The sequence below is a fragment of the Devosia sp. 1635 genome (genome assembly GCF_013185955.1).
Classification (GTDB): domain Bacteria; phylum Pseudomonadota; class Alphaproteobacteria; order Rhizobiales; family Devosiaceae; genus Devosia.
In genome coordinates, this window is sequence record NZ_JABAOM010000005.1 from 328,030 (window position 1) to 353,272 (window position 25,243).

Consider the following 25,243-nt stretch of genomic DNA (forward strand, 5'->3'; position numbering starts at 1 on the left):
GCAGCCTCGTAGAGGCTGTCGCGCCCTCGCGGTCCCCCGCGCAGCCTCGTAGAGGCTGTCGCGCCCTCGCGGTCCCCCGCGCAGCCTCGTAGAGGCTGTCGCGCCCTCGCGGTCCCCCGCGCAGCCTCGTAGAGGCTGTCGCGCCCTCGCGGTCCCCCGCGCAGCCTCGTAGAGGCTGTCGCGCCCTCGCGGTCCCCCGCGCAGCCTCGTAGAGGCTGTCGCGCCCTCGCGGTCCCCCGCGCAGCCTCGTAGAGGCTGTCGCGCCCTCGCGGTCCCCCGCGCAGCCTCGTAGAGGCTGTCGCGTCCCGCTAAGCCCGCTCCTAATACCCTCGCCCGCGGTCCACCACATTGCGCAGCGGCTTGCCCGCCTCGTGATCGGCAATCACCTGCGCAAAATAGGTGGCCCCGGTTTGCGGGTTGGAGATCGCCGCGATGTGTGGCGTGAGGTAGCAGTTGGGAATGTCCCAAAGGGGGCTATCAACCGGCAGTGGCTCGGTTTCGAACACATCCAGGCTCGCGGCCCCCAGCGTACCGTCGCCTAGCGCCGTGACGATGTCAGCCTCGCGCTGGTGCCCGCCTCGCGCTGCATTGACAATCGCCGGCCCACCATCGAGCTTGCCGCGCCGCAGCTTGCGGAAGGTTTCCATATTGAGGATGCCCGCGGTTTCAGGCGTCAGCGGCAAGAGGTTCACCAGAATATCGGTGCCGGCAAGAAAATCGTCGAACTGCTCGGCGCCCACGAATGCCTCAACCCCGTCCACCGATTTGGGCGTGCGGCTCCAGGCGCGCACCGCAAAGCCCAGCGGCACCAGGCGCCGCGCCGCATCCTGCCCAAGCACGCCCAGCCCCATGATACCGACGCAGGTTTCGCTGGCGGCGGGCGGGTAAAGCTGGCTCCAGCGCCGCGCCTTCTGGTCGGCCTGGAAGCGGCTATGGAGTCGGTGATGCATGGTCACCTGCGCCACCACATAATCGGTCATGCGCTGCGTCAGATCCTCGTCCACGAACCGGATCAATGGCACATCGGGCAGGCCGGGATGCTTGAGCAGCGCATCAACGCCCGCTCCGATCGAAAGCACCAGTTCCAAATTGTCGAGCCCCTCGAATGCATCGGGCTTGGGCTTCCACACCAGCAGGTAGCGTATGGCGGCCGGATCGAACCGGTCGCCGCGCCGCACCACCGGGTAATCGCCCAGCGCTGCCCGCAGGCGCTCGGCCCAGCCGGCCTCGTCCAGATCGGAAAGGTGCAGCAGCAGCATGAGAAGGTCCTGGGTTTAGACAAAAAGAAAGCCGCGCTTTAGGGCGCGGCTTGATGAAGGCTTGAACCGCTTACTGTGCGGCTGGGGGCGTGCCCGGATCGTTCGGCAGCGCTGGCGAAGGGGCCTGGGTCGGCGCCATCGGATTGGCCGGGGCCTGGTTCGTTGCGGGGGTGCCGCTGCCCGTCGGGGTGCCCACCACCGGTGATTCGGTCATGGTTTCCTCGGGTGTTTCCACCGCCGCATCGGGCGCCACTGGCACGGTGATGTTTTCGGGCGCGGTGCTGGCCGGATTGCTGGGCGCAACCGGATCTGCCGGCGCAACATCGGCTTCTTCGCCGGCCGGCTCTTCAGCCTGGGGCTCGGCGCCTGCCTCGGTTTCGGTCGCGGGCACATCCGCTGCCGGGAACGGCACCGGATCGGGCGACAGGGTCTGCAGGTAAGCCAGGATATCGGCACGCTCTTCGGGGCTGCGCACGCCGGCAAACGCCATCTTGGTGCCCGGCGCATAATCGCGCGGGCTGGTCAGGAAGGCGTCGAGATTCTCGTAGCTCCACACATCGCCCGCGGCGTTGTGGGCGATCAGGGCGTCGGAATAAGCAAAGTCTTCCACCGCGCCTTCGGGGCGGCCGACAACGCCATAAAGATGGGGGCCCTGCTTGTTGCCTTCGCCCTCGCCGAAATTGTGGCAGGACTGGCACTTGCGAACGGCGGTTGCGCCACGCGCGGGATCGGCGCTCGCCAGCAGCACGCCCAGGGGCGCTGCGGCTTCCGCCGGCCCTGCATCGGCCACCAGTTCGGTCGCTTCGGGTTCGGGAAGCGCATAGCCGGGGCCACGCCCTTCAATGGGGTGGTAGATGGCTTCAGCCACAAAGCTGGCACCCATGACAAACACCAGGGTGCCGAGTACGGCGCCCATGATCTTGTTAATCTCAAACGAATCCATGTGAAACTCTCTACCAGTCCATCCCCGAACGAACGATAGTCCAAGCGGGTTCAACTTGCGACTGCCTAAAGAAGCTGCCCTCAACCACCCGGTTCGCCGCGCGCGGAAGATAGTCGCAAAGCCCATCAAGGCGCAACTGCCCAATCCGGTGGTGCGACATTTCCCCCGCCCGGGCTCATTGCCGGGGCCTTGGCCGAATTGACACCCGCCGGGCTCGGGTTCAAAAGCTGCACCCACAGCCGAGCGGAGTGTATCGATGAGCAGGAAGATTGCGTTTCAGGGCGAAAATGGCGCCTTCAGCCATGCGGCGGCACGCAATGTGTTTCCTCTCGACGAAGTCATGGGTTGCGTGACCTTCGAGGAAACCCTGGCCGCGGTGCAAAGCGGGCGCGCCGATTTCGCCGTCGTGCCGGTGGAAAACTCACTTTATGGCCGCATCACCGACATCCACCACCTGCTGCCCCAGAGCGGGCTCTTCATCATCGGGGAAACCTATCTCCGGGTGGAAATGAACCTGCTGGGCCTTCCCGGCACGCAACTGTCCGATATTCGCGCCGTCCAGTCCCTGTCGGTGGCGCTTGGACAATGCCGCAAATTCATCGCCGACAACGGCTTTCGCACCATCAATGCGGTCGACACCGCGGGCTCGGCCCGCGAAGTGGCGCAAAAAGGCGACCCGACGCTGGCGGCGATCGCATCGCGTTTTGCCGGCGAGATCTACGGCCTCGACGTTCTGGCCTCCAATATCGAGGACGCCGACCACAACACGACGCGTTTCCTCGTCCTCTCGCGTGAGGAACGCCGCGCCGCTCCGGGCAACACCAAGACCACTTTCGTGTTCCGCGTGCGCAACGTCCCCGCGGCGCTTTACAAGGCGCTTGGCGGCTTTGCCACCAACGGCGTCAACATGACCAAGCTGGAAAGCTACATGGTCGGGGGCGCCTTCACCGCCACCCAGTTCTATGCCGATATCGAGGGCCATCCCACCGACCGGTCGGTGCAACTGGCCTTTGAGGAGCTCGGCTTTTTCACCGACCAGTTCCGCATTCTGGGCGTTTATCCCGCCAGTGATCACGCCAGCGCCCCGGCCTGAGGGCCCCGCCTTTCCCTTCACACCCCCTATCTTTCGAGAGTTCCCCCATGTCCCATGCCGATCTTGCCCGCATCATCGACACCGCCTTTGACAACCGCGCCGAGATCAATCCCGGCACCACAGGCGAAGTGCGTGACGCCGTCGAAACGGCGCTGAACCTGCTCGATAGCGGCCAGGCCCGCGTGGCCGAAAAGATCGATGGTGAGTGGCAGGTCAATCAGTGGCTCAAGCGCGCCGTGCTCCTGTCCTTCCGTCTTAATGACAACAAGGCCATGACCGGTGGCGCTGAAGGCTCGACCTGGTGGGATAAGGTGCCGACCAAGTTCGAAGGCTGGGGTGACAATCAGTGGCGCGATGCCGGCTTCCGCGCCGTGCCCGGCGCCATCGCCCGCAAGTCGGCCTTTATCGCCAAGAACGTCATCCTGATGCCGAGCTTTGTCAATTTAGGTGCCTATGTCGATGAAGGCACAATGGTCGACACCTGGGTCACGGTCGGCTCCTGCGCGCAGATCGGCAAGAACGTCCACCTCTCCGGCGGCGTCGGCATTGGCGGCGTGCTCGAGCCCCTGCAGGCGGCTCCTACCATCATCGAGGACAATTGCTTCATTGGCGCCCGTTCGGAAATCGTTGAAGGCGTTGTCGTTGGCGAAGGCTCGGTGATCTCCATGGGCGTCTTCATCGGCGCTTCCACCAAGATCGTCGATCGCGCCACCGGCGAAATCCATATCGGCAAGGTGCCACCTTATTCCGTAGTGGTTTCGGGCTCGCTCCCGGGCAAGCCCCTGCCCAATGGCCAGCCCGGCCCCAACCTTTACTGCGCCGTGATCGTCAAGACCGTGGACGCCCAAACCCGCTCCAAGACTGGCATCAACGAGCTCCTCCGCGATTAAGTCGCCAGCGCAGGCTCCTCCTTCCCCTCCCCCTCAATGGAGGAGGCAGGGTGGGGTGGGCCACGCTCTCGGAACCATCCCGATATGACCGACCCCGTTGACCTCCTTACCCGCCTGATCGCCTGCCCCTCGGTCACCCCCGAAGAGGCCGGCGCGCTCGACCTGCTCGGCGCCGAGTTGCAAAGTCTGGGCTTTTCGGTCCAGCGCCTGCGCTTTGAGGGCGACGGCTCCTGCCCGGTGGACAATCTCTTCGCGATGCGGGGGCAGGGCGGGCGCCGGCTCCTGTTCGCCGGCCACACCGATGTGGTGCCCCCTGGCGATCCAGCCCTCTGGACCAGTGACCCCTTCACCGCCCGCCACAGCGAGGGCAAGCTATATGGCCGCGGCGCCGCCGACATGAAGTCGGGCATTGCAGCCTTTGTCGCCGCGGCCGCCGCCATTCCCGCTGACGCCGGCACGATCATGCTCGCCATCACCAATGACGAGGAAGCCGACGCGGTCAACGGCACCGGCAAGCTCATGGCCTGGGCCAATGAACAGGGTCACCGTTTCGACTTCGCCCTGGTGGGCGAGCCGAGTTCCGCCGCCACCCTGGGTGACAGCATCAAAATCGGCCGGCGCGGCTCGTTCTCGGGCGTTGTCACCGTCGAGGGCACCCAGGGCCATGTCGCCTATCCGGAAAAGGCCAACAACCCGCTCCCCGTACTGTCCCGCATTGCTCTCGCCCTGAGCGAAACGCGCCTCGACACCCCGACCGAGCATTTCCCCGCCAGCAATCTCGAGCTCACCTCGATCGATGTGGGCAATCCCACCGCCAATCTGATCCCCGCCGCCGGGACGCTGCGCTTCAATATCCGCTTCAACGATGGCTGGACCCCCGACACCCTGGCACAATGGGTGCGCGAGCGCATCGCCGAGGTGGATCCCTCCGGCACCACCGTGCGGTTCGAGGTCATCGGCCGCCCCTCGCTGTCCTTCCTGTCCCCCCTCGGCGAGCATGTTGCATTGCTGTCGGACACCATCGCGGACTGCACCGGGCAGCGCCCGCAATATTCCACCGGCGGCGGCACTTCGGACGCCCGCTTCATTGCCCCCTATGGTCCGGTGGTGGAATGTGGTCTTGTGGGCCCCAGCATGCACAAGATCGACGAGCACATCGCCATCTCCGATCTCACCGGGCTGACCGAGATCTACACGCAATTCATGCGCCGCTTTTTTGCCGGTGCGGTTCCGTGAAGCTTTGGGCGGCGCTCACCCGGGCCTGGCGCGGCTGGATGCTGCTGCTGCGCGGTGACCCCGCCTGGTCGCAGCACTTCACCCTGACCAATGCAGGCCTCGCGGCCGCGCTGTCCATCTTCCTGTTTTTCGCCTTTCTGTCCGTCGCCTTCGCCTCCATGGGCGTTGGCATGCCCAGCATGATGGGCATCGCTTCGGCGCTGGTGGTGCAGGCGCTGTCCATCCTGGCGCTGCTGCTGGCCATCCAGATCACCAAGCGCGTTCTGGCCAGCCCGGCCGCGCTGCGCACTTTGCTGGTCCCCGGCATTTATGCGCTGGTGGCCTATCTTGTTGCCGGGACGGTGGTTTCCCTCATCGGCGGCCCCGCGCTGCTGCTGGTCTGGCTCGCGCTGGGCTATTTGCTTTATCGCCTCGGCCGTGTTGCGGCCGGCTGGAGCCGAGGCGTTTCGGTCGCATTTGCAGTTTTAACGATCGCGCTGCTTGTCGGCATGCCGGTGAGCCTTTACATGCTCCTGAACCCCGCCGCGTCCCCCCTATGATTGCCGAGTAACCATTGGCCCAGCCGACCACGAGTTTTCGCGATGAACTGGCCAGTGCGGCACGCGGCTGCTTTGCGCTCCTGACCGGCAACCGGCAGGCAGCAAGCTTTTTCGATTTCAGCCAGCGCGGCCTGATCGGCTCCTTTATTGCCTTCCTCCTGGCCAACGCGATCTCGGCCTTCGTGCCGCAATTGTTCGGCCTTGGGCTTGAGCCGGGCCTAGCCACCCGTGGCCTGCTGATGAATGGCGTGTTGTTCCTGCTTCAGGCGGCTCTCGCCTATGTGGTGCTGCGCCAGCTCGGGCGCACCGATGGCTTCGTGCCCTTCCTGGTCGCCGATAACTGGACCACGTTCTTTACTGCCTTCCTGTCGCTGCTCCTGCTGCTGGTGGGCGATGGCGGCGGCATTGCCTTTTTCGGCGTGATCATCGTCGTGATCATCATCGACATCAACATTGCCCGCCTGATCGTGACGCTCTCGCCCATGCAGGTGGCGATGTTCATCGTCGCCCAGCTGGTGGGCGCCAGCATCGGGCTGCTGCTGTTCTACGGCATGCTGATGCCGGCAGTGCCGCCGCCGCCCGTCTAGTAGTCGACCCCGGTCAGATACAGCCCGGCTGACGGCGCCATCGCCCCGCATTGACGCCGGTCTCGCGCATCGAGCACCTGGCGCAAGCGTTCCGGCGCCCATTTGCCCTCACCCACGAGCTTGAGTGAGCCCACCAGCGAGCGCACCTGGTGATGCAAGAAGCTCCTCGCACTCGCCACCACGACAATATGCTCGCCCTCGCGCCGCACATCGAGCCGGTCGAGCGTGCGCAGCGGCGACTTGGCCTGGCACTCAGCCGCCCGGAACGTCGTGAAATCATGCAGGCCCAGAATGCCCTGCGCCGCTTCGTGCATCGGCTCGGCTTGGAGCGGCATGGGCAAGTGCCACACATGGTTGCGCTCGATCACCGCCGGCGCCCGTCGATTGAGGATACGGTATTCGTAATGGCGCGCGGTGGCGGAAAACCGCGCTTCAAAGCTCTCGTCCACCGCTGCGGCCGATATCACCGCCACCGGATGGGGCCGCAAGTGATAATTGAGCGCCTCGCGCACCCGGAACGGGTCCCATGCGCGCGAAAGGTCAAAATGCGCCACCTGGCCCAACGCATGCACCCCCGCATCGGTGCGCCCGGCCGCTTGCGTCACCACCCGCTCGCCCGAAAAGCGCTCGATGGCGTCTTCCAGCACGCCCTGCACGCTCAGCCGGGCCGGCTGCACCTGCCAGCCCGAAAACGGGGTGCCGTCATATTCCAGAACGAGCTTGAACCGCGCCATGGCTCAGCACCGGCCCAAGGTCTGGCCTCCCCGCCCCCTTGAGGGGAGGGGCCGGGGGAGGGGGTCCATCAGTGACCCACAAGGCCACCCTCCACCCCGGCCCTCCCCCTCAAGGGGGGAGGGAGCACAAATCTCGAAGTTCGCGATCAACTGAGCATCCTCGGCAGCGCACCGGCGCCGCGCAGAAACGTCGCCGCATCCATCGCGGTCTTGCCTTCGCGCTGCACCTGGACGAGCCGCACGGCGCCAGTCCCGCAGGCAATGGTCAGCTCCGGCAATACCGTGCCGGGCGCCCCTGATCCTGCCGCGAGGGTCGAGCGCAGCGCCTTGACGCGCACCGGCTTGCCCCCGAGCTCGATCTCGAACCAGGCGCCGGGAAAGGGCGAAAGGCCGCGAATATGGTTGTGCACCTCCGCGGCCGGCCGCGACCAGTCGATCCGGGTTTCCCCCTTTTCGATTTTTTTGGCATAGGTCACGCCAGCTTCGGGCTGCGGGGTGAAATCAAGGCTGCCGCGCTCGAGCGCCGCCAGCGCCCGGCCCATCAAATCGGCGCCAACCCGCATCATCGTATCGTGCAATTCGCCCGCCGTGGTGTCGGGGCCGATGGGGATCACTTCGCCCAGGGCGACAGGCCCGGTGTCGAGCCCTTCTTCCATGCGCATCACCATGACGCCGGTTTGCGTGTCCCCGGCCATGATCGCGCGCTGCATCGGCGCCGCGCCCCGCCAGCGCGGCAACAGCGAGCCATGCAGGTTAAGGCAGCCCTCACGCGGCGCTTCCAGAATGGGCTTGGGCAGAATGAGCCCATAGGCCACCACCACCGCGAGATCGGCATCATGGAGCGCAAATACGCCCTGCTCGTCGGGGCCCCTGAGTGAGCGCGGCGTCAGCACGGGAATGCCCATCGCTTCCGCCGCCAGATGCACCGGCGACTTGCGCTCGGCCTGCCCGCGCCCGGCTGGCTTTGGGGCGCGCGTATAAACTGCCACCACCTCATGCCCGCTCGAAACGATCTCGGACAGGGTCGGCACGGCAAATTCGGGCGTGCCCATGAAAACAACGCGCATCGGCAAACTCCTGGGCACGCCTACAGCTTCGGTAGACTTTTAGATGATCGGTCTGCTGCGCTCCTGCAGTAGACCTCATGGTGAGGTGCGCAGCGCAGCCTCGAACCACGTGGTCGTGGTGCGGCTACCCCGCGGCGCGCTTGGCGGCCTTGTCGAACTTCTTGATCACCCGGTCGCGCTTGAGGCGGCTGAGATAGTCGATGTAAAGCACGCCATCGAGATGATCGATCTCGTGCTGGATGCAAACGGCCAGCTTGCCATCGGCATCCCGAACCACTTCATTGCCATCCAGATCGGTGTACTTCACCGTCACCGCGTCAGGCCGCTCCACTTCATAGTAGAGCTCGGGGATCGACAGGCAGCCTTCTTCGGTCACCTGGATCTGGTCGGAAACCTTGGTGATCTCGGGATTGATCATCACCAGCGGATCGGGCGTTTCGCCTTCGCCCGCCAGGTCCATGACCACGATGCGCTTCATCACCCCGATCTGGGGGGCGGCAAGACCAATGCCGGGCGCGTCATACATGGTATCCAGCATGTCCTTGGCCAGCGTCTTGATCTCCTCGTCCACCTCGGGGATGGCGTCGGCGACGGCACGCAGCCGCTGGTCGGGCAACACAAGAATGGGGCGGATAGCCATGTTAATTCGTCCAGGCAAAATGGGAATTGTTCCCGATATGGTATTTTCGGCGCTTCCGGTCAACTGCGCTGGAACCCCGCCAAGGCCGTTCCGTTGCCGCAACAGGGAGGAATAACGCCATGCCAACAACCTATCAGGGTGGTTGCCGCTGTGGCGCGGTGCGCTACCAAGTGACGGGCGAACCGCTCAAAGTCGGCCTTTGCCATTGCACCGACTGCCGGCGCGAAACCGGCAGCACCTTTTTGTATTATGCCGACTGGCCGGTCGATCGCTTCTCGGTCACCGGCACTTACGCCACTTTTGAGGGGCGCAGCTTTTGCCCCCAATGCGGCGCGCCGCTCTTCCACCTCGACGAAACCGGCGCTGAAATCGTGCTGGGTTCGCTCGATCAGGTCCCGGCCGCCTTCGTGCCCACCCGCGAAGGCTGGATCAAGCGCCGCGAACCCTGGCTCACACCGGTGAAGGGCGCGGGTCAGTTCGAGCAAGACCCACCGCACGCCGCCTGAGCGCCACTTACTAACGCGCAACAGGTTTAGTTTGCCAAGTGGTGAACTGATGTCTATAGTTCACCACATGGAGAACTTTGACCCAGCCCTTGACGGAGCCTTTCACGCCCTTGCCGACCCGACCCGGCGGGCGGTGCTGCGCCAGCTGCTGGCTGGCCCCAAGCCGGTCAAGCAACTGGCCGAGCCCTTCGCCATGGGTCTGCCCGCCTTTCTCAAGCATTTGCGGGTGCTTGAGGAAACCGGTTTGATCGCGACGGAAAAAACCGGCCGTATTCGCACCTGCCGCATCGAGCCCGAGCGGCTGCTGCAAGCCGAAAGCTGGCTGGCCGAGCAACGCGCATTCTGGAGCGCCGGGGCGGATCGGCTCGCGGCTTATGTCGAAAACCATCTGGCCGAGGAGCCAAATCCATGACTGTTTGCGACAACGAACTCACCATTACTCGCTTCATCAACGCAGCGCCCGCCAAGGTCTGGACCGCTTGGAGCCGGCCGGAGCATCTCGCGCGCTGGTGGATCCCGGCGCCCATCGAATGCGAGGTGGTCAAGCTCGATCTGCGCCCCGGCGGCGGCTTTGAAACCCGGATGCGCGAAGGGGAGGGGCCATTCCAACCCCATGTGGAAGCCTGCTTTCTCGAGGTTTTGCCCGAGCAGCGCCTGGTCTGGACCACGGCCCTGGCCGAAGGCTGGCGTCCCACCGAGCCATGGCTGGCGCTGACGGCGATCATCACCTTTACGCCCGAAGGGCCGGGCACCCGCTATTCCGCTCGTGTCCTCCACGCCGCCGATAGCCACAAGCACGCCGAACTGGGCTTTGATGAAGGTTGGGGCACCACCATTGATCAGTTGGCCGCTTACGCCGGGGAGCTCGACTGAATTGCGCGAACTGGTCGGCAGCGCCCACGCCGCTATTTCAGGGGCCGGATGGCAAAGCTCAGCGCCAGTTGCAGGATCGGCTCACCTTCTTCATTGCGCACCCACATGGTGATGTTCTTTTGCGGGTAGGCCCCGGGAATATGGTCCTTGGCCAGTTCCGCCAGGGCGCTTGAGGCTTCGTCGCGCGCGGCGTGGTCACTAGCCAGGTCAGAGCCGATCTCGTCCCTGAACAAGACGTCACCATCATCGGTATCAAAGAAATATAGTGGCATGGCTCTCTCCTGGCTCCACCCGCAACGCGCCGGGGGGGTGGGAGTAGGCATTCCCTAAACCTGTGTTGTTGCCCCGTAAAATCCGGGTCACTCCCCCCGCAACTGGTCGCCAGTTGGCGCCGCGCCGCACAAGAACATAGGAGGAACGCCCGAATCGTCCTAAACCAGCAGCATGGACAGCCCGCTTCTTGTTTTCGGCCAATTCGCAGTCACTCCGCTCCAGGCGCTCGCGGCGGGTGGCGGGCTCATCGTCCTGCTGCTGCTGGTGCTCGTGCTGGCGGCGCTGCGCACCGGGCAAGCGCGAGCGGCGGAAACTGCGGCGGTGCTGGCGCGCTCGGAAGCCATGGAGCGCCATCTCGCCGGGCTTATGCAGGTGCAGTCGGAGATGACGGGCCGCATGCAAACCATGTCCGAGATCTTTGGCTCGCGCACCTCCCATCTGGCGCGTCTGGTCAACGAGCGGCTCGATTCCACCTCTCAACGCGTCGGCCAGGCCCTGCAGGAAACCCGCGCCAAGACCGATGAGGGCTTGTCAAAGCTCCATGAGCGCCTCGCGGTCATCGATCGCGCCCAATCCACCATGACCTCGCTCTCGAGCGAGATCGTGTCGCTGCAATCCATTCTGGCCAACAAGCAAACCCGCGGCGCTTTCGGGCAGGGGCGCATGGAAGCGATCATTGCCGATGGGCTGGCGCCCAACAGCTATTCCTTCCAGACTACGCTTTCCAACAACAGCCGCCCCGATTGCCTCGTGCTCATGCCCAATGGCGCACCGAGCCTCGTGATCGATGCCAAGTTTCCGCTCGAAAGCTGGCAGCGCCTCGGCATGGCTGACTCACCCGAAACCTTGCGCGCCGCACAAACCCAGTTTCGCGGTGATATCGGCGTGCATGTGAAGGCAATTGCGGAGAAATACCTCATCGCGGGGGAAACCCAGGACACCGCCTTCATGTTCGTGCCCTCCGAATCCATCTTTGCCGATATTCACGAGCATTTCCCCGATGTGGTGCAAAAGGCGGCGCGCGCCCGCGTCGTCATCGTCTCGCCCGCGCTCCTGATGCTCTCGGTGCAGGTGATCCAGGCCCTCTTGCGCGATGTGCGCATGCGCGAACAGGCCCATTTGATCCAGGGCGAGGTGCGCGAATTGCTGGCCGATCTCGGGCGCCTCGACGAGCGGGTCAATAAGCTGCAGACCCATTTCAACCAGGCCAGCCGGGATATCGGCGATATCCTCACCTCCACCGGCAAGATCAACAAGCGCGGCGAGCGCATCGACGCCATGGATTTCGAGGAACAACCCCGGCTGGCCGGCGAGTAAGCCCGCGGCTTACTTCGGTTCCAGCTCGCTGGCGCTTTTGAGCACCTCGTCGCCATCCTCCTGCCGGATCAAAAAGGCCGGTTCCTCCTGGCTGGCATTGCGCGTCACCTCGGCGCCTTTGATGGTGCGGGTGACCTTATCGGTGAACCGCTCCACGATCGTGCCTTGTGCCGTGCTGCCGGCCCAGTTCCACGTCACTTTCGTGCCCTTGTGCAATGCCTTGCTCATCAACCGCTCCTTGCGTTGATCCAGCAACGAGCCGGCCGGCGCCCCGTTGCAGTCCCCCCAAGCAGTTGATCGGTGCAGTGAACCCGCGCTCGCTCCGGCGCGTTGTGTGCTTCGAACACTCTCGCTCAAGGAAGCAAGCCATGCCCACAAACCATCCCGGCTCTATCCTGCCGCAGGACACCGCACCGGCCGATGCCGTCGACGAAGTCATTGTCGGCCAACCGATCAGCCAGGATGAGGTGGACGACCTGCTTTATGGCGAGGACCGCCCGGCGGGCGAACGCGTTGATCGCCTGCGCGAACTGGCCGACCAGATCCGCGCCCGCCAGGCCGGCGATCTTGCCACCAATCCCGATACCGATCCGCTGCTCGACGAAATCGATCGCGCCATTGCCGAACTCTCGGGCTCGCTGGCCGATGCCGACGACGAATTCGACTATGGCAATGCCACGGGCGTTCTGGCGCAGGATCCCGAGGACCACCTCGATGCCCTCTCGCCCGATGATGTGGATGGCCGCGCCGCCATCACCGGGGAAGCGGCCGACAGCGCTCCCTTCGATGATGACGAAGACGAGCCCGAGCCGCTCGATGAAACCGAATGGGAAGAAGGCGACGGCTTTGATCCCGACAAGGGCGTCCGCTAAACCAGCGTGCGCGCCTTGAGCGCCTGGCTCAACGTGCCTTCATCGAGATAATCGAGCTCCCCGCCCACGGGCACCCCGTGGGCGAGGCGCGTCACCTTGGTGGTGCCATGCCCCAGCCGGTCGGTGATGTAATGGGCGGTGGTCTGCCCCTCGACCGTCGCATTGATCGCGAGCACGATCTCGCTGAACTCGGGTGCCCGCGCCAGCAGGGCCTCGATCGAAAGATCATCGGGCCCGACGCCATCGAGCGGCGACAACACGCCCCCGAGCACATGGTACTTCACCGCGCCGACGCCGGCGCGCTCGAGCGCCCAAAGGTCGGCCACGTCTTCCACCACCAGCAGCATGCCGCTTTCGCCCCGCCGCGGATCGGCGCAGATGGCGCAGGGGCTTTGCGTATCGACATTGCCGCACACTTCGCAGGTGCGCACCGCCACGACGGCCCGGTCAAGCGCCGCCGAGAGCGGGATCATCAGCTGATCCTTTTTCTTGATCAGCTGCAGCACCGCCCGTCGCGCCGAACGCGGCCCCAGGCCCGGCAAGCGCGCCATCAGCTGGATCAGCTGTTCAATCTCGGGTCCGCCGCTCGCCATCAACATCATTCCTGCCCCGACGCCCGGTGGGCGAAGAGGTGGCGCCACGCGCCGCAACGGGATCGGCGCGGGAATGCCCCGCGCCTTCACATCAGTCCAACAAACCTAGAACGGCAGCTTCATGCCCGGAGGCAGCGGCAGGCCGGAGGTGACTTCGGCCATCTTGCGCTGCATTTCGGCTTCCGCCTTGCTCTTGGCATCGTTGTGCGCGGCCACGATCAAATCCTCAAGAACCTCGACATCGTCGTCCTTGAACAAGCTCGGATCGATGGTGACGCCGCGCATCTCGCCCTTGCCATTGAGCGAGACGGTGACCATGCCCGCGCCCGCCTGGCCTTCCACCACGAGGTCGCCGAGCTCGGCCTGCATGGCCTCCATCTTGCTCTTCATCTCGGTGGCGGCCTTCATCATGCCCATGATGTCTTTCATTCCTCGTCCTCTTCTGCTGGCGGGGGGGCCGCATCGGCCTCGGGCGCGACGGCATCGTCACGCAATTTCACATTCACGACCTTCGCACCCGGAAAGGTCTCAAGTATGGCCTGCACCAGCGGATCTTCATGCGCCGCCGCATGCGCCGCCTTTTGCCGCTCCTGCTGCTCCTGCCGGAACGTGAGGCCTTCGGGCGGCTTGCTCGATACGGTCACCAGCCACCGCGAACCCGTCCATTGCTGCAGCCGCGCCGACAACATGGCGATGACACCGGGATCGGCGCCTTCGGCCAGCGCCACCTCGATCTGTCCTTCGCTGAACGACACGGGCCGCATCTGCGATTCCAGCGCCAGCTTGAGCAGCACGTCCCGCTTGGCGCCCGCCAGCGCAATCAGTTCGCGATAACTGCCCACCTTGGCCATGGCCGGGGGCGGCGGGGGAGCGGGCTGCACGGTTTCGGGCGGCTGCGTCGCCACCAGCACCGGCTGCGCCAAAGCTTGGGGCGCATCCTCAGGGGAGGGCAGGGGCCGAGACACGGCCGGCTCGTTCTGGAAGGCTGGCGGCGCCTCAACGCGCATCGCCTGCCCGCCACCACCACCGCTCGGAGCACGCCCATAGGCGCCGCCCGGCGACAGCGCCGGCGCGGGGGCAGGCTGGTTGGCCAGCTTGGCAATCAACTCGTCGGGCGTCGGCAGATCGGCCGCATAAGCCAAGCGCACCAGCACCATTTCGGCGGCCTGCAGGGCATTGTTGGCCCGCCCCACTTCTTCGTGGCCCTTGAAGAGGATCTGCCAGGCCCGCGACAGCGCCCGCATCGGTAGCCGCCCGGCATATTCGGCCCCGCGCACGCGCTCGTCGGGGGTCAGCGACAAATCCTCGCCCGCCGCCGGCACCACTTTGATGCGCGTTACGAGATGGGTGAAATCGGCAAGATCGGCCATCAGCGTTTGCGGATCGGCCCCGAGGTCATAAAGCGAACGCAGCGTTTGCAGCGCGTCCCCGATCCGCCCGGCCATCACTTCTTCAAAGAGGTCGATGATCCGCGACCGGTCCCCCAGCCCCAGCATCGCCTTGACCGTCGCCGCCGTCACCGCCCCATCGCCATGGGCGATCGCTTGGTCGAGGAGCGAAAGATTGTCGCGCGCCGAGCCTTCACCGGCCCGCACGATCATGGCGAGCGCCTCGGGCTCGAACCCGATCCCTTCCTGCTCGAGGATCGATTGCAGATAGGCCGTCATCACCTCGGGAGTGATCCGCCTGAGGTCGAACCGCATGCAGCGGCTCAGGATGGTCACCGGCACCTTGCGGATCTCGGTGGTCGCGAAAATGAACTTCACATAGGGCGGCGGCTCTTCGAGCGTCTTGAGCAGCCCGTTAAAGGCCGCTGTCGAGAGCATATGCACTTCGTCGATCACATAGACTTTGAACGGCGCCGAAACCGGGCCGTACTTAACCGAGTCGATGATCTCGCGAATGTCGTTGATGCCGGTATTGGACGCGGCATCCATCTCCACCACATCGACATGGCGCCCCTCAATGATGGCGCGGCAATGCTCGCCCTCGACCGAGAGGTCAAGCGTGGGGTGCCGCCCGCTCGCATCCTCATAGTTGAAGGCGCGCGCGAGAATCCGTGCTGTCGTGGTCTTGCCCACGCCGCGCACGCCGGTCAGGATAAAGGCGTGGTGGATGCGGTTCTGCTTGAACGCATTGCCCAGCGTCTGCACCATCGCGTCCTGCCCCACGAGGGTCGAGAAGTCGCGCGGGCGATATTTGCGGGCCAGCACCAGATAAGGCGAGGTTTGAGCGTCCGCCATCCTGCCCTCCAATGCATGGTGAAAAAGGAAAAAACCGGGGAGCCGCTGGCTCAGCTCGGGAATAAATAGGAGGCTGGCAACGACCCGTGCAGGTCTCGTTGGGGCTGCTTCCTTCCGGACCTGACCCGGTTGGCGAGGAACACGTCCGCGCCAACCTCCCGAGGCGCTATATGCGAATAAATGGCCGTAAAGGCAAGGGGCAAGACCGGTGCAGCGCGCCCTTGATCCGCGCTCGCGCGCGGCTCGAAGGCGACCAATCTGCCCGCCGCTGCGGCCATCGTCTTCAAGATCGGGTCCAAATACCTATATGATAAGGGCGCAGCCCTTTGCGGGGTGCGACCCTTTACCCCGCGTTCCCCGCCCGCTTAACTCACCACAAAACCCAACTGCCCGTATCGGAGCTTTTCTTGGCCAGACGCCGTCCCACCCCGTTGCGTACCTCTCAGGAGGATATTGACGCTTCCCAGCGCGCTCCCAATACGCCCCAGACCCAGTCATCCGCATTCCGCCTGGCTTTCGCCGATGACGACTTTCTCACCTCCGAGGACATCCGCGGCGTCCGCTTCCAGCTGGAATATCTGAAACCCGAGTTCCGTCTGCGCGAAGCGGGGATCAATTCCACCGTGGTCCTGTTTGGTGGTGCGCGCATTCCCGAGCCCGGCAAGCCGGCCTGGGCCGCCAAGAACCAGACCCAGAAAACCAATCTGGAAGCCGCCTCGCGCTACTATGATGTGGCGCGCGATTTCGCGCGCCTTGCCTCGGAAACCTCGCGCAGCCTTGATTTCAAGGAATTTGTGGTGGTGACCGGGGGCGGCCCGGGCGTCATGGAAGCGGGCAATCGCGGTGCGGCCGATGTGGGCGCGCCCTCCATCGGGCTCAACATCGTTCTGCCCCATGAGCAGGCGCCCAATCTCTTCGTCACGCCGGAATTTTCGTTTAACTTTCATTATTTTGCCACGCGCAAGATCCATTTTCTCCTGCGCGCTAAGGCAGTCGCGGTGTTCCCCGGCGGCTTTGGCACGCTTGATGAATTCTTCGAGGCGCTGACCCTGATCCAGACCGGCCGCATGGCCCGGGTGCCGCTCTTGCTGTTTGGCGCGAGCTTTTGGAGCAAGGTCATCAATTTCGAGGCGCTGGCGGAAGCCGGAACCATCTCGCCCAATGATCTTGAACTGTTCAACGTGGTCGACACCGCCCAGGAGGGCTGGGACGTGGTGCAAAAGTTTTATGACCTGCCCGCCCCGGTTGCGGCGCTCTGACCGGAGCGCCGCCCGCCTAGCCCGCACTCTTAACGTTCTCGCGCCGCTTCGTCTTGCCCGTCCTGCCCTGGAAGGGTGAAATCGCCTCCCGTCACCGGCACCTCAAGGAGTCTTCATGGACCATTATGATATCGTGGTGATCGGCAGCGGCCCCGCCGGCCGCCGTGCCGCCGTGCAGGCAGCCAAGCTCGGCCGCTCGGTGCTGGTGGTGGAAAACCGGCTGCGCCTCGGTGGCGTTTCGGTCCATACCGGCACTATCCCTTCGAAAACCCTACGCGAAACCGTGCTCAACCTTTCGGGTTGGCGCGAGCGCGGCTTTTATGGTCTCGCCTATCGGGTGAAAAAGGAGATCGAGGGCAAGGATCTCGGCTCGCGCCTGCGCAAGACGCTCGATTACGAGATCGAAGTGCTCGAGCATCAGTTCGCCCGCAATGGCGTGCGCACCTTTGGCGGCATGGCGCGCTTCCTTGATACCAACCGGATCAGCGTCACCGACCCCGATGGCGAAGAGCACGTCTTTTCCTTTGATTACGCCGTGATCGCCGTAGGCACCACCCCTTATCGCCCCGCCAATATCCCCTTCAACGACCGCTCCGTAGTGGATAGCGATAGCCTCGTGTTTGAGCCGCGCGTACCCAAGAGCCTGACCGTGGTCGGGGCCGGCGTGATCGGCATCGAATACGCCACCATCTTTTCGGCGCTCGATGTGCCCGTCACCATCATCGAGCCCAAGGACACCATTCTCGATTTCATCGATCGCGAGATCATCGAGGAGTTCACCCACGAACTGCGCCAGCGCGGCGTCACCCTGCGTCTCGGAGCCAAGGTCGATCAGGTCGAGCTCGATTCCGTGGGCTGGCCGATCGCGATCCTCGCCGACGGGCGCCGCATTCGCTCCGACATGCTGCTTTATGCGGCCGGCCGCTCTGGCGCGACCGCCAATCTGGGGCTCGAAAACGCTGGCATCACCCCGCAGGATCGCGGCCGCCTCAAGGTCGACCCTGCCACCTTCCAAACCAATGTGCGCAACATCTATGCCGCCGGCGACGTAATCGGCTTTCCCTCGCTCGCCTCTACGTCCATGGAGCAGGGGCGGATTGCGGCCCTTCATGCCTGCGGCGCGGCCATGCACCCCGCTCCCGAGTTCTTCCCCTATGGCATCTATGCCGTGCCCGAGATTTCAACTGTTGGGCTCACCGAGCAGCAGGTGCGCACGCAAGGCATTCCTTATGAAAGCGGCGTGGCGCGCTTCCGCGAAACCTCGCGCGGCCACATCATGGGCTTGCAGTCGGGCATGATGAAAATGATGTTTTCGCTCGAGGACCGCAAATTGCTGGGCGTCCACATCGTGGGGGAGGGCGCGACCGAGCTCATTCATATCGGCCAGGCCGTGCTCAATCTGGGCGGCACGCTCGACTATTTCGTCGAGAATGCCTTCAATTACCCGACCTTGGCCGAAGCCTACAAGATCGCCGCGCTGGACGCCTGGAACCGCATGCCGCGCCAGACCACCCCGCTCGCGGCCGCCTTGCCCTAGACCTCTTCTTCGTGCTCGGACCAGCCGATCACGAAGTCCCGCTCATGGCGCAAGCCGTCCCATTCGCGCAGCACGTCATTGTCATAAATCAGGGTATAGGGGCCGCGGTAACCGGCATTTTCGGCCGCAACGATGCAGGCGGAGTAATCCGCCTCATCGAGAACCCCAATATCTGAGAAATGCGCCTTGGCATGGCAGAGCTCCGCCCGCCCCGCGATGGATGCCAGCGCCTCGTATTTGCCCGGCCCCGACCAATTGCCAAAATCCATCAGCAATCCAACGCGTCCGTCCAGTTGATCGAGCAGCCAATGCACCTGCTGCGGCGTCGGCAACAGGTCAAACCAGTTCTCGGTCACGAGCCGCACCGATGAGCCCGCATTGCGATCAGCGAGGATGCGCAGCGCAGCCACCGAGCGATCCAGCGCCGCCATGGTCGGCTTTTGCTTGCCGGCAATCACCCGGGCATTGTCTGCGCCCAGTGTATTGGCGACTTCGATCCAGCCGGCAATCCAGTCCCGGTCGCGATCGCCATGCACGGGATCGGTGATGTCGCCGGCATCGATCAACAGGGTCTGCAGCCGCACATCCGAGACCGCAAGGCTCGCCCGCAGTTCTTCCAGATAAATCGGATCGCGGCTGCGCAGGTGAAAGGACACCAATTCGAGCCGATGATAACCATGCCGCTTCAGCGCGGATGGCAGGTCGAGCAGGGTTTCGCTGCCCTCCCCATAGGTCAGCTCCTCCCTCCCCACTTCATTGCGGGTCAGATCATGGGGATAGGTGCTGCCCAGCAGCCGGTGCAGCGACCAGCTCGAAACGGCAATTCGCTCTTCGGGGGTCATGCAACAACACTCCTCTTGGGTCCCCGAACACTGGCCCGCGGGGACAACGGGTGCAAGCCGGATCGGGGTGACTGGCTATCGCCCGCTTAACCATGCCGGCCCGGGGGCTGGCGGCTCCGCCCATCCCGCACTAAGCTGATGGGCAGCAAGGGGGTTCCCATGGCCGAGCAGTTTGATGCCATCATCATCGGGGCCGGCCAGTCCGGACCGTTCCTGGCCGCGCGGCTCGCCGAGGCCGGGCACAAGACGGCCCTGGTCGAGCGCACCCATCTCGGTGGCACTTGCGTCAATGATGGCTGCACCCCGACCAAGACCCTCGTCGCCAGCGCCCGCGCCGCCTGGATGGCCCGCCATGCCGTCGATTATGGTGTCGTGCTCGACGGCCCGGTCCGCGTCGACATGCGGGCGGTCAAGGCGCGCAAGGACAAGGTCGTCAATGCTTCCGTGCAAAGCCTGACCGACTGGCTCGGCAACACGGAGGGGCTCGAACTCATCACCGGCTCCGCCCGCTTCGTCTCGCCCACTGAGATCGAGGTCAACAACCGCCGCCTCACCGCCCCGCGCCTTTTCATCAACACCGGCGCCCGGCCCAGCATCCCCGATTGGCCGGGGATCAAGGACGTGCCCTATCTCACCAACACCACCATCCTCGAGCTCGATACGCTCCCCGAGCATCTGGTGATTGCGGGCGCCAGCTATGTGGCGCTCGAGTTTGCCCAGATCTATGCGCGCTTTGGCGCCAAGGTCACGATCCTCGCCCGCGGCGACCGTCCCGCCAGCCGCGAAGACCCCGACATCTCCGCCGCCATCCGCCAGATCCTCGAGCGCGACGGCGTCCAGTTCCTCCTCGACACGGAAGTGCAGTCCGTCCGTCCTGACGGCCCCGGCATCGCCCTTTCCCTGCGCGGCCCCGATGGCGAGCACACGCTCTCGGGCAGTCATCTCCTCCTCGCGCTCGGCCGCACCCCCAACAGCGAAGACCTCGACCTCCCCGCCGCCGGCCTCCAAGCCGACAAGCACGGCTATATTCCCGTCGATGATCACCTGCGCACGGCGGTACCCGGCATCTGGGCCATGGGCGACATCAACGGCCGCGGCGCCTGGACCCATACCTCCTACAACGAGTTCGAGATCGTCGCCGACAACCTCCTCGATGGCGGCACCCGTTCCATTGCCGGCCGCACCACCGTCTACGGCCTCTTCATCGACCCGCCCCTGGGACGCATCGGCATCGGCGAAAGCGAAGCGCGCAAGCTCGGCCGCCCGGTGCTCAGTGCCACCATGCCCATGAGCAAGGTCGCCCGCGCCCGCGAGCGCGGCGAAACCGAGGGGCTGATGAAGGTCTTTGTCGATGCGCAAACCCAGCGCATCCTCGGCGCCGCGATCCTCGGCATCCGCGGCGACGAGGTGGTGCAATCGCTGCTGCAGCTGATGACCGGCGATCTGCCCTACACTTCGATGACGCAGACGATGCACATCCACCCCACCGTCACCGAACTCTTGCCGACCCTCCTTGCCGGCCTCAAGCCGCTGGATTAGCCCCGCTACATCCCCGTCACGAGATACTGCGCCATGAACCACACTTCCTTGGCCAAAAACGGCACCTGGGTTTGCCAGCTGCGATAGCGCGTCGTGGGCGTCGGCGAGGGTCTGGCGATAACGCCCAGCCGGTCCGCGATCATGATTGCGCGGCGCATATGGATGGGGTCCGACACGATCAACACGCTGCCGATCCCATGCGCTTCCAGCACCGCCTTGCCAAAGGCGAGGTTCTCGATCGTCGTGCGCGATTGATCCTCGAGCACAACATCGCCCTCGGGCACGCCGCGCGACACGAGCCAGCGCCGGCTGGCCTCTGCCTCGGTCAAATCATCCTCGGGGCTGAGGCCGCCCGTTACCACGATCTGTCTGACTTGCCCGCGCTGGTGCAGCTCCTGGGCATGGCGCAGCCGCTCCTCGAGCACCGGCGTCGGCCGCTCCCCGATCACCGCTGCCCCCAGCACCAAGGCGGCGTCAGCGGGCTCGGCCGAGCTCGCTTCGCCATAGCGCCAGATATCGAAAGCCATGCCGCCGCACACCAGCACCAGCAAGAGGCTTGCGGCGATGATGGCGCGGTAAACGCGCCGGGCTAGGCCCATTCGCCCCCGCGCATAACCGGCTCGCGCGAGCCATCGGCATGCACGCCATCGATGTCGATCTTGTCCGAGCCGATCATCCAGTCGATATGGATATTGGAGCTGTTGCCGCCCTGGGCATTGATCTGCTCCTGGCTCAAATCCTTGCCACCCACGAAACAATCCGAATAGCACTGGCCCTGCGCGATATGGCAGGAAGCGTTTTCGTCATAAAGCGTGTTGAAGAACAGGATCCCCGACGCCGAAATCGGCGAGGAATGGGGCACCAGCGCCACTTCACCCAAGCGACGAGCGCCCTCATCGGTGTCGAGCACCTTGTTGAAGATATCCTGCCCCTTGGATGCCTTGAGCTCCACCAGCCGCCCGCCTTCAAACCGGCCCTGCATCTCCTCGATCAGCGCGCCATTATGCGACAGCGGCTTGGTCGCCGCCACATAACCATCCACGCGCATGCGGTGCGGCGTCGTGAACACTTCTTCGGTGGGGATATTGGGGTTGCAGGTGATGCCGTTCTTGGCTTCCGAGGCGCCGCCCTTCCAGCGATGCCCATCGGCAAGGCCCACCGTCAAATCGGTGCCTGGCCCGGTATAATGCAGGGCCGAAAACGCCTTGCCATTGAGCCAGGTCCAGCGGCGCTTGAGATTGGCATTGTGCTCGGCCCAGGCGGCGATCGGATCGGGCTGGTCGACGCGGCTCGCGGCAAAGATGGCGTCGGCGAGCTTGCTCACCGCCACTTCCTCGCTGTCATGGGGGAACACCAGCTTGGCCCAGGCCGCGCCCGGATAGGACACGATGTTCCAGTTGATGTCGAAGCCGGTGATCAGCTGCAGCGCCGGCTTGTAGGCCGCCGAATTGGCGCGATTGGCCCGGCCCACCTTGTCGGGATCCTGGCCCGCCAGCATCATCGGATTGTCGCCTGAGATCGCCAGCCGCGCTGCGTTGTTCTTGAAGGCATCGGCCATGCCCTGGTAGAGCCAGCCCGCGGCGCGATCAAAGCTCGCCTCATTGCCGTATTTGTAGCGCGCGAGCGTTGCTTCCTCATCGGCATAGATCGTGGTCACGAGCCCGGCGCCTGCCTTATAGGCATGCTCGGTGATCCGGCGCACCAGCGGCACCGCGCTCAGCGGCGCCGTCATCACCAGGTCCTGGCCGGGCTGCAGCTGCAGGCCCACCTTGATGGCAACTTGCGCCAGTTTGTCGAGCTTGACGGGATCGATGGGGCCATTGGTGGTCATGGAATAAAACCGAAGCAGTGAACAACAGCGGCCAAACTACCCGCTCCCACCGCGCCCGGCCAGCCAAAACGCTACTCCGTTTGATCTAGATCAAGAAGCGCATCTCCCGCCGGGGCTAGAACCCTCTCCAGAAACAACGGAGAGCCGGAAATGACCATTCTCATCGTCGCTGCAATTGTTGCCATGTTCGCAGCCTTCATGGCAGCCCTGGCTTATGGCGAATACACCACCGACACGATCTGATTTTCTCGGCTGGGCACTCTGTATCGAGCCCCCGGCACTCCCACCCGACCAGCGGCGCGGCTTCCCTTCCCGGAAGCCGCGCCGTTGTTTTTTTGCCCCTCACCTTGCCACCCCTCACATTGGCGTGAGTTTTGGCTCTTGGCAAAACGCGGCTCTTCCTCTAAGAACCATCCCCTGTTCCGGGCCAGGGAGGCGTTGCATGACAGTATCGATCACCGTTTCCCCATCGGGTCGACGCTAGTTTAGGCGTTGCCCGGGCTGCCCCTCGCGGCGCCGCTTATTCCGCCACAACCTCATGTCTTGCCCCGGGGCCTTTAAGCCCTTCCGGTTGTGCGTTTTTCCCATTGCCATCGAGGACCGGTGCGCCAACGCCGCCGGAAACCCCCAATGTCGTCAAACAAGCTTCCTTTCCGCGCCGATGCCTTTCGCGACGTGCTCGGCTTCACCTTTGCCCACTGGCGGGGCCAGCCCTGGCGCATCGCCACCATCGCGACCCTCGTTCTGCTGGCAACGCTGGCCGAAGCGCTGACCCCCATTTTTGCCGGGCGCCTCGTTGATGCCGTGGCCTCGGGTTCGGGGCAGGACGAGAGCTTCTGGTGGACGGCGGTGATCGCCTTTTGGACCATGGTCGGGCTCTATCTGAGCTCGGTCGTGCTGCGCCAGCTCGTTTACTTCAACATCATTCCCTTCACCCTGCGCATCATGAGCAATGTGGTGAACACCGCTTTTCATCGGGTGCAGCGCTTCTCGACCGATTGGCACGCCAACAGCTTTGCCGGCTCCACCGTGCGCAAGATCACGCGGGGCAATGGCGCCATCGATCTGCTCAACGATACGCTGCTGGTCGCCCTTTGGCCCTCGCTGCTGATGCTGATTGGCGCCACCGTCATCTTGGGCCTGGCCTGGCCGGTCATGGGCCTTGTCGTCGGCATCGGCTCGATCATTTTTGTCACTGTTACCGTGCTGATGTCGGTCAATTTCGTGGCTCCCGCCGGCGCCCTTGCCAATGCCTGGGATACCCGTATGGGCGGCGCGCTGGCCGACGCGGTCAGCTGCAATTCGGTGGTCAAGGCGTTCGGCGCCGAGGAGCGCGAGGAGCGCCGGCTTGAAAGTGTCGTCGCCAAATGGCGCTCGCGCACCCGCCGGGTCTGGACGCGTGGCACGATCAATGGCGGCGTGCAGGGCGCCATGATGGCGCTGATGCAGGCCGCGGTCCTCGGCACGGCCCTGCTGCTCTGGCGCCAGGGCGCCGCTTCGCCGGGCGACATCACCTTTGTCCTCACCATGTTCTTTGTGCTGCAGGGGCATCTGCGCGATGTCGGCCAGCACATCCGCAACCTGCAGCGCTCGGTCAACGACATGGAAGAACTGGTGCGTCTCAATCACGAGCCGCTCGGTATCGACGACAAGCCGGGCGCCAGACCCATCCGCATCACTGCGGGTGCGATTGAGTTCGACCACATCACCTTCCAGTACGGTTCGCACCAGACTGCGCTCTACCGCGATTTCTCGGTCGAGATCGCGCCGGGCGAACGGGTGGGTCTCGTGGGTCATTCGGGCTCGGGCAAGACCACTTTCGTCAAGCTGATCCAGCGCCTTTATGACGTCAATTCGGGCGCCATTCGCATCGATGGGCAAAACATCGCCGACGTGCAGCAATCCTCGCTGCGCGGCCAGATCGCCATTGTGCAGCAGGAGCCGATCCTGTTTCACCGCACCCTGGCCGAAAACATCGCCTATGCCCGTCCCGGTGCCAGCCGCGCCCAGATCGAGCAGGCTGCCCGCCAGGCCAGCGCCCATGATTTCATCATGAACCTGCCCAAGGGCTACGAGACCATGGTGGGCGAGCGGGGCGTCAAGCTCTCGGGCGGCGAGCGCCAACGCGTGGCCATCGCTCGGGCATTCCTCGCCGATGCGCGCATCCTCATCCTCGATGAAGCGACCTCGAGCCTCGATAGCGAAAGCGAAGTGCTGATCCAGCAGGCCATGGAACGCCTGATGGTCGGCCGCACGACCCTTGTCATCGCGCACCGCCTCTCAACGGTACGCGCCCTCGATCGCCTCCTCGTCTTCGACAAGGGCCGCATCGTCGAGGAAGGCACCCACGACCAGCTGATCACCCTCAAAGCCGGCATCTACCGCCGTCTCTTCGAACGCCAGGCCCTCGAACTCACCAAAGGCCTCAAGATCGCCTGAGGAAAGCGCGGCAATCACCCAGCTCCAAGCGGTCGATCACCGCTGATCGGGAGCGTCACCCTCCCCTCGGGAGAGGGACGGGGTGGGGGGAACGAGAGGCCCAAACCTCATCGCCCCACACCCCTTCAAAA

The 25,243-nt window shown here is 64.5% G+C and carries 27 protein-coding genes and 1 other RNA gene; 14 read left to right on the forward strand and 14 right to left on the reverse strand.

The features are described from left to right. Positions 1-320: 320 nt before the first annotated feature. Complete coding sequence (locus HRU92_RS17780) at positions 321-1,259, reverse strand: glyoxylate/hydroxypyruvate reductase A (RefSeq protein ID WP_172122409.1); 939 nt, start codon at positions 1,257-1,259, stop codon at positions 321-323. A 70-nt stretch (positions 1,260-1,329) separates the two neighbouring features. Then, positions 1,330-2,202: a cytochrome c family protein gene (locus HRU92_RS17785; protein ID WP_127751988.1), complete on the reverse strand. Its 873-nt coding sequence runs from the start codon at positions 2,200-2,202 to the stop codon at positions 1,330-1,332. 256 nt (positions 2,203-2,458) lie between these two features. Between HRU92_RS17785 and HRU92_RS17790 the strand changes: the two genes are divergently transcribed. From HRU92_RS17790 to HRU92_RS17810, 5 genes are all read left to right on the forward strand, one after another. Beyond that, positions 2,459-3,295 (forward strand): prephenate dehydratase, encoded by an 837-nt coding sequence (locus HRU92_RS17790; RefSeq protein WP_172122410.1) that lies wholly within the window; start codon positions 2,459-2,461, stop codon positions 3,293-3,295. A 47-nt stretch (positions 3,296-3,342) separates the two neighbouring features. Beyond that, positions 3,343-4,185 (forward strand): 2,3,4,5-tetrahydropyridine-2,6-dicarboxylate N-succinyltransferase, encoded by an 843-nt coding sequence (gene dapD / locus HRU92_RS17795; protein WP_172122411.1) that lies wholly within the window; start codon positions 3,343-3,345, stop codon positions 4,183-4,185. A gap of 84 nt (positions 4,186-4,269) precedes the next feature. Next, complete coding sequence (dapE, locus tag HRU92_RS17800; RefSeq protein ID WP_172122412.1) at positions 4,270-5,421, forward strand: succinyl-diaminopimelate desuccinylase; 1,152 nt, start codon at positions 4,270-4,272, stop codon at positions 5,419-5,421. Then, entirely contained in the window at positions 5,418-5,960 is a 543-nt protein-coding gene (locus HRU92_RS17805) for a hypothetical protein (RefSeq protein WP_172122413.1), read from the forward strand. The genes dapE and HRU92_RS17805 overlap by 4 nt, the downstream gene beginning before the upstream one ends. Positions 5,961-5,974: 14 nt before the next feature. Then, positions 5,975-6,547 (forward strand): hypothetical protein, encoded by a 573-nt coding sequence (locus HRU92_RS17810; protein WP_172122414.1) that lies wholly within the window; start codon positions 5,975-5,977, stop codon positions 6,545-6,547. Here HRU92_RS17810 and truA read toward each other — a convergent pair. From truA to def, 3 genes are all read right to left on the reverse strand, one after another. Beyond that, a complete protein-coding gene (gene truA / locus HRU92_RS17815) occupies positions 6,544-7,281 on the reverse strand; it encodes a tRNA pseudouridine(38-40) synthase TruA (RefSeq protein WP_172122415.1) in 738 nt (245 codons plus the stop codon). The two genes, HRU92_RS17810 and truA, sit on opposite strands and share 4 nt — an antisense overlap. Before the next feature lie 146 nt (positions 7,282-7,427). Next, positions 7,428-8,348, reverse strand: a complete 921-nt coding sequence (gene fmt, locus HRU92_RS17820; protein ID WP_172122416.1) for a methionyl-tRNA formyltransferase — start codon at positions 8,346-8,348, stop codon at positions 7,428-7,430. A gap of 124 nt (positions 8,349-8,472) precedes the next feature. Beyond that, the gene (gene def, locus HRU92_RS17825; protein ID WP_127751996.1) at positions 8,473-8,988 is read right to left on the reverse strand and encodes a peptide deformylase; all 516 of its coding nucleotides are present in this window, start codon (positions 8,986-8,988) and stop codon (positions 8,473-8,475) included. A 119-nt stretch (positions 8,989-9,107) separates the two neighbouring features. Here def and HRU92_RS17830 point away from each other — a divergent pair, with 119 nt between their 5' ends. Genes HRU92_RS17830 through HRU92_RS17840 form a run of 3 tightly spaced genes read left to right on the forward strand, consistent with a single transcriptional unit; the run spans position 9,108 to position 10,367 of the window. Beyond that, positions 9,108-9,494 (forward strand): GFA family protein, encoded by a 387-nt coding sequence (locus HRU92_RS17830; protein ID WP_173088810.1) that lies wholly within the window; start codon positions 9,108-9,110, stop codon positions 9,492-9,494. 49 nt (positions 9,495-9,543) lie between these two features. Then, positions 9,544-9,906: a metalloregulator ArsR/SmtB family transcription factor gene (locus HRU92_RS17835; RefSeq protein ID WP_248307217.1), complete on the forward strand. Its 363-nt coding sequence runs from the start codon at positions 9,544-9,546 to the stop codon at positions 9,904-9,906. Beyond that, complete coding sequence (locus HRU92_RS17840; protein WP_172122418.1) at positions 9,903-10,367, forward strand: SRPBCC domain-containing protein; 465 nt, start codon at positions 9,903-9,905, stop codon at positions 10,365-10,367. The genes HRU92_RS17835 and HRU92_RS17840 overlap by 4 nt, the downstream gene beginning before the upstream one ends. 32 nt (positions 10,368-10,399) lie before the next feature. On the opposite strand, the gene HRU92_RS17845 is transcribed toward HRU92_RS17840, so the two are convergent. After that, positions 10,400-10,639: a hypothetical protein gene (locus HRU92_RS17845; RefSeq protein WP_172122419.1), complete on the reverse strand. Its 240-nt coding sequence runs from the start codon at positions 10,637-10,639 to the stop codon at positions 10,400-10,402. A gap of 172 nt (positions 10,640-10,811) precedes the next feature. Here HRU92_RS17845 and rmuC point away from each other — a divergent pair, with 172 nt between their 5' ends. Then, positions 10,812-11,957, forward strand: coding sequence for a DNA recombination protein RmuC (gene rmuC, locus HRU92_RS17850; protein WP_173088812.1), 1,146 nt, complete (start codon positions 10,812-10,814; stop codon positions 11,955-11,957). Positions 11,958-11,966: 9 nt separating this feature from the next. Here the strand turns inward: rmuC and HRU92_RS17855 are convergent, their stop codons facing one another. After that, entirely contained in the window at positions 11,967-12,185 is a 219-nt protein-coding gene (locus tag HRU92_RS17855; protein WP_172122421.1) for a DUF2945 domain-containing protein, read from the reverse strand. A 140-nt stretch (positions 12,186-12,325) separates the two neighbouring features. On the opposite strand from HRU92_RS17855, the gene HRU92_RS17860 reads away from it, so the two are divergent. After that, the gene (locus HRU92_RS17860) at positions 12,326-12,829 is read left to right on the forward strand and encodes a hypothetical protein (RefSeq protein ID WP_172122422.1); all 504 of its coding nucleotides are present in this window, start codon (positions 12,326-12,328) and stop codon (positions 12,827-12,829) included. On the opposite strand, the gene recR is transcribed toward HRU92_RS17860, so the two are convergent. From recR to ffs, 4 genes are all read right to left on the reverse strand, one after another. Beyond that, complete coding sequence (gene recR / locus HRU92_RS17865; RefSeq protein WP_172122423.1) at positions 12,826-13,422, reverse strand: recombination mediator RecR; 597 nt, start codon at positions 13,420-13,422, stop codon at positions 12,826-12,828. The genes HRU92_RS17860 and recR overlap by 4 nt on opposite strands. A gap of 105 nt (positions 13,423-13,527) precedes the next feature. Further along, positions 13,528-13,851, reverse strand: coding sequence for a YbaB/EbfC family nucleoid-associated protein (locus tag HRU92_RS17870; protein ID WP_172122424.1), 324 nt, complete (start codon positions 13,849-13,851; stop codon positions 13,528-13,530). Beyond that, complete coding sequence (locus HRU92_RS17875; protein ID WP_172122425.1) at positions 13,848-15,665, reverse strand: DNA polymerase III subunit gamma/tau; 1,818 nt, start codon at positions 15,663-15,665, stop codon at positions 13,848-13,850. Before HRU92_RS17875 ends, HRU92_RS17870 begins: the two co-directional genes overlap by 4 nt. A 64-nt stretch (positions 15,666-15,729) precedes the next feature. Then, an RNA gene (gene ffs / locus HRU92_RS17880) (signal recognition particle sRNA small type) lies at positions 15,730-15,825 on the reverse strand. 247 nt (positions 15,826-16,072) lie between these two features. Between ffs and HRU92_RS17885 the strand changes: the two genes are divergently transcribed. Next, entirely contained in the window at positions 16,073-16,924 is an 852-nt protein-coding gene (locus HRU92_RS17885) for an LOG family protein (RefSeq protein WP_248307218.1), read from the forward strand. Positions 16,925-17,039: 115 nt separating this feature from the next. Continuing rightward, positions 17,040-18,461: a Si-specific NAD(P)(+) transhydrogenase gene (gene sthA / locus HRU92_RS17890; RefSeq protein WP_173088814.1), complete on the forward strand. Its 1,422-nt coding sequence runs from the start codon at positions 17,040-17,042 to the stop codon at positions 18,459-18,461. Here the strand turns inward: sthA and HRU92_RS17895 are convergent. Then, complete coding sequence (locus HRU92_RS17895) at positions 18,458-19,303, reverse strand: TIM barrel protein (RefSeq protein WP_172122427.1); 846 nt, start codon at positions 19,301-19,303, stop codon at positions 18,458-18,460. The two genes, sthA and HRU92_RS17895, sit on opposite strands and share 4 nt — an antisense overlap. A 159-nt stretch (positions 19,304-19,462) precedes the next feature. Between HRU92_RS17895 and HRU92_RS17900 the strand changes: the two genes are divergently transcribed. Continuing rightward, complete coding sequence (locus HRU92_RS17900) at positions 19,463-20,842, forward strand: FAD-containing oxidoreductase (RefSeq protein WP_172122428.1); 1,380 nt, start codon at positions 19,463-19,465, stop codon at positions 20,840-20,842. Positions 20,843-20,847: 5 nt separating this feature from the next. Here HRU92_RS17900 and HRU92_RS17905 read toward each other — a convergent pair whose 3' ends face one another. Continuing rightward, positions 20,848-21,441: a YdcF family protein gene (locus HRU92_RS17905; RefSeq protein WP_172122429.1), complete on the reverse strand. Its 594-nt coding sequence runs from the start codon at positions 21,439-21,441 to the stop codon at positions 20,848-20,850. Beyond that, positions 21,432-22,673: an aminopeptidase gene (locus tag HRU92_RS17910; RefSeq protein WP_172122430.1), complete on the reverse strand. Its 1,242-nt coding sequence runs from the start codon at positions 22,671-22,673 to the stop codon at positions 21,432-21,434. Before HRU92_RS17910 ends, HRU92_RS17905 begins: the two co-directional genes overlap by 10 nt. A 630-nt stretch (positions 22,674-23,303) precedes the next feature. On the opposite strand from HRU92_RS17910, the gene HRU92_RS17915 reads away from it, so the two are divergent. Next, a complete protein-coding gene (locus tag HRU92_RS17915; protein WP_172122431.1) occupies positions 23,304-25,112 on the forward strand; it encodes an ABC transporter ATP-binding protein in 1,809 nt (602 codons plus the stop codon). Positions 25,113-25,243: the final 131 nt, after the last annotated feature.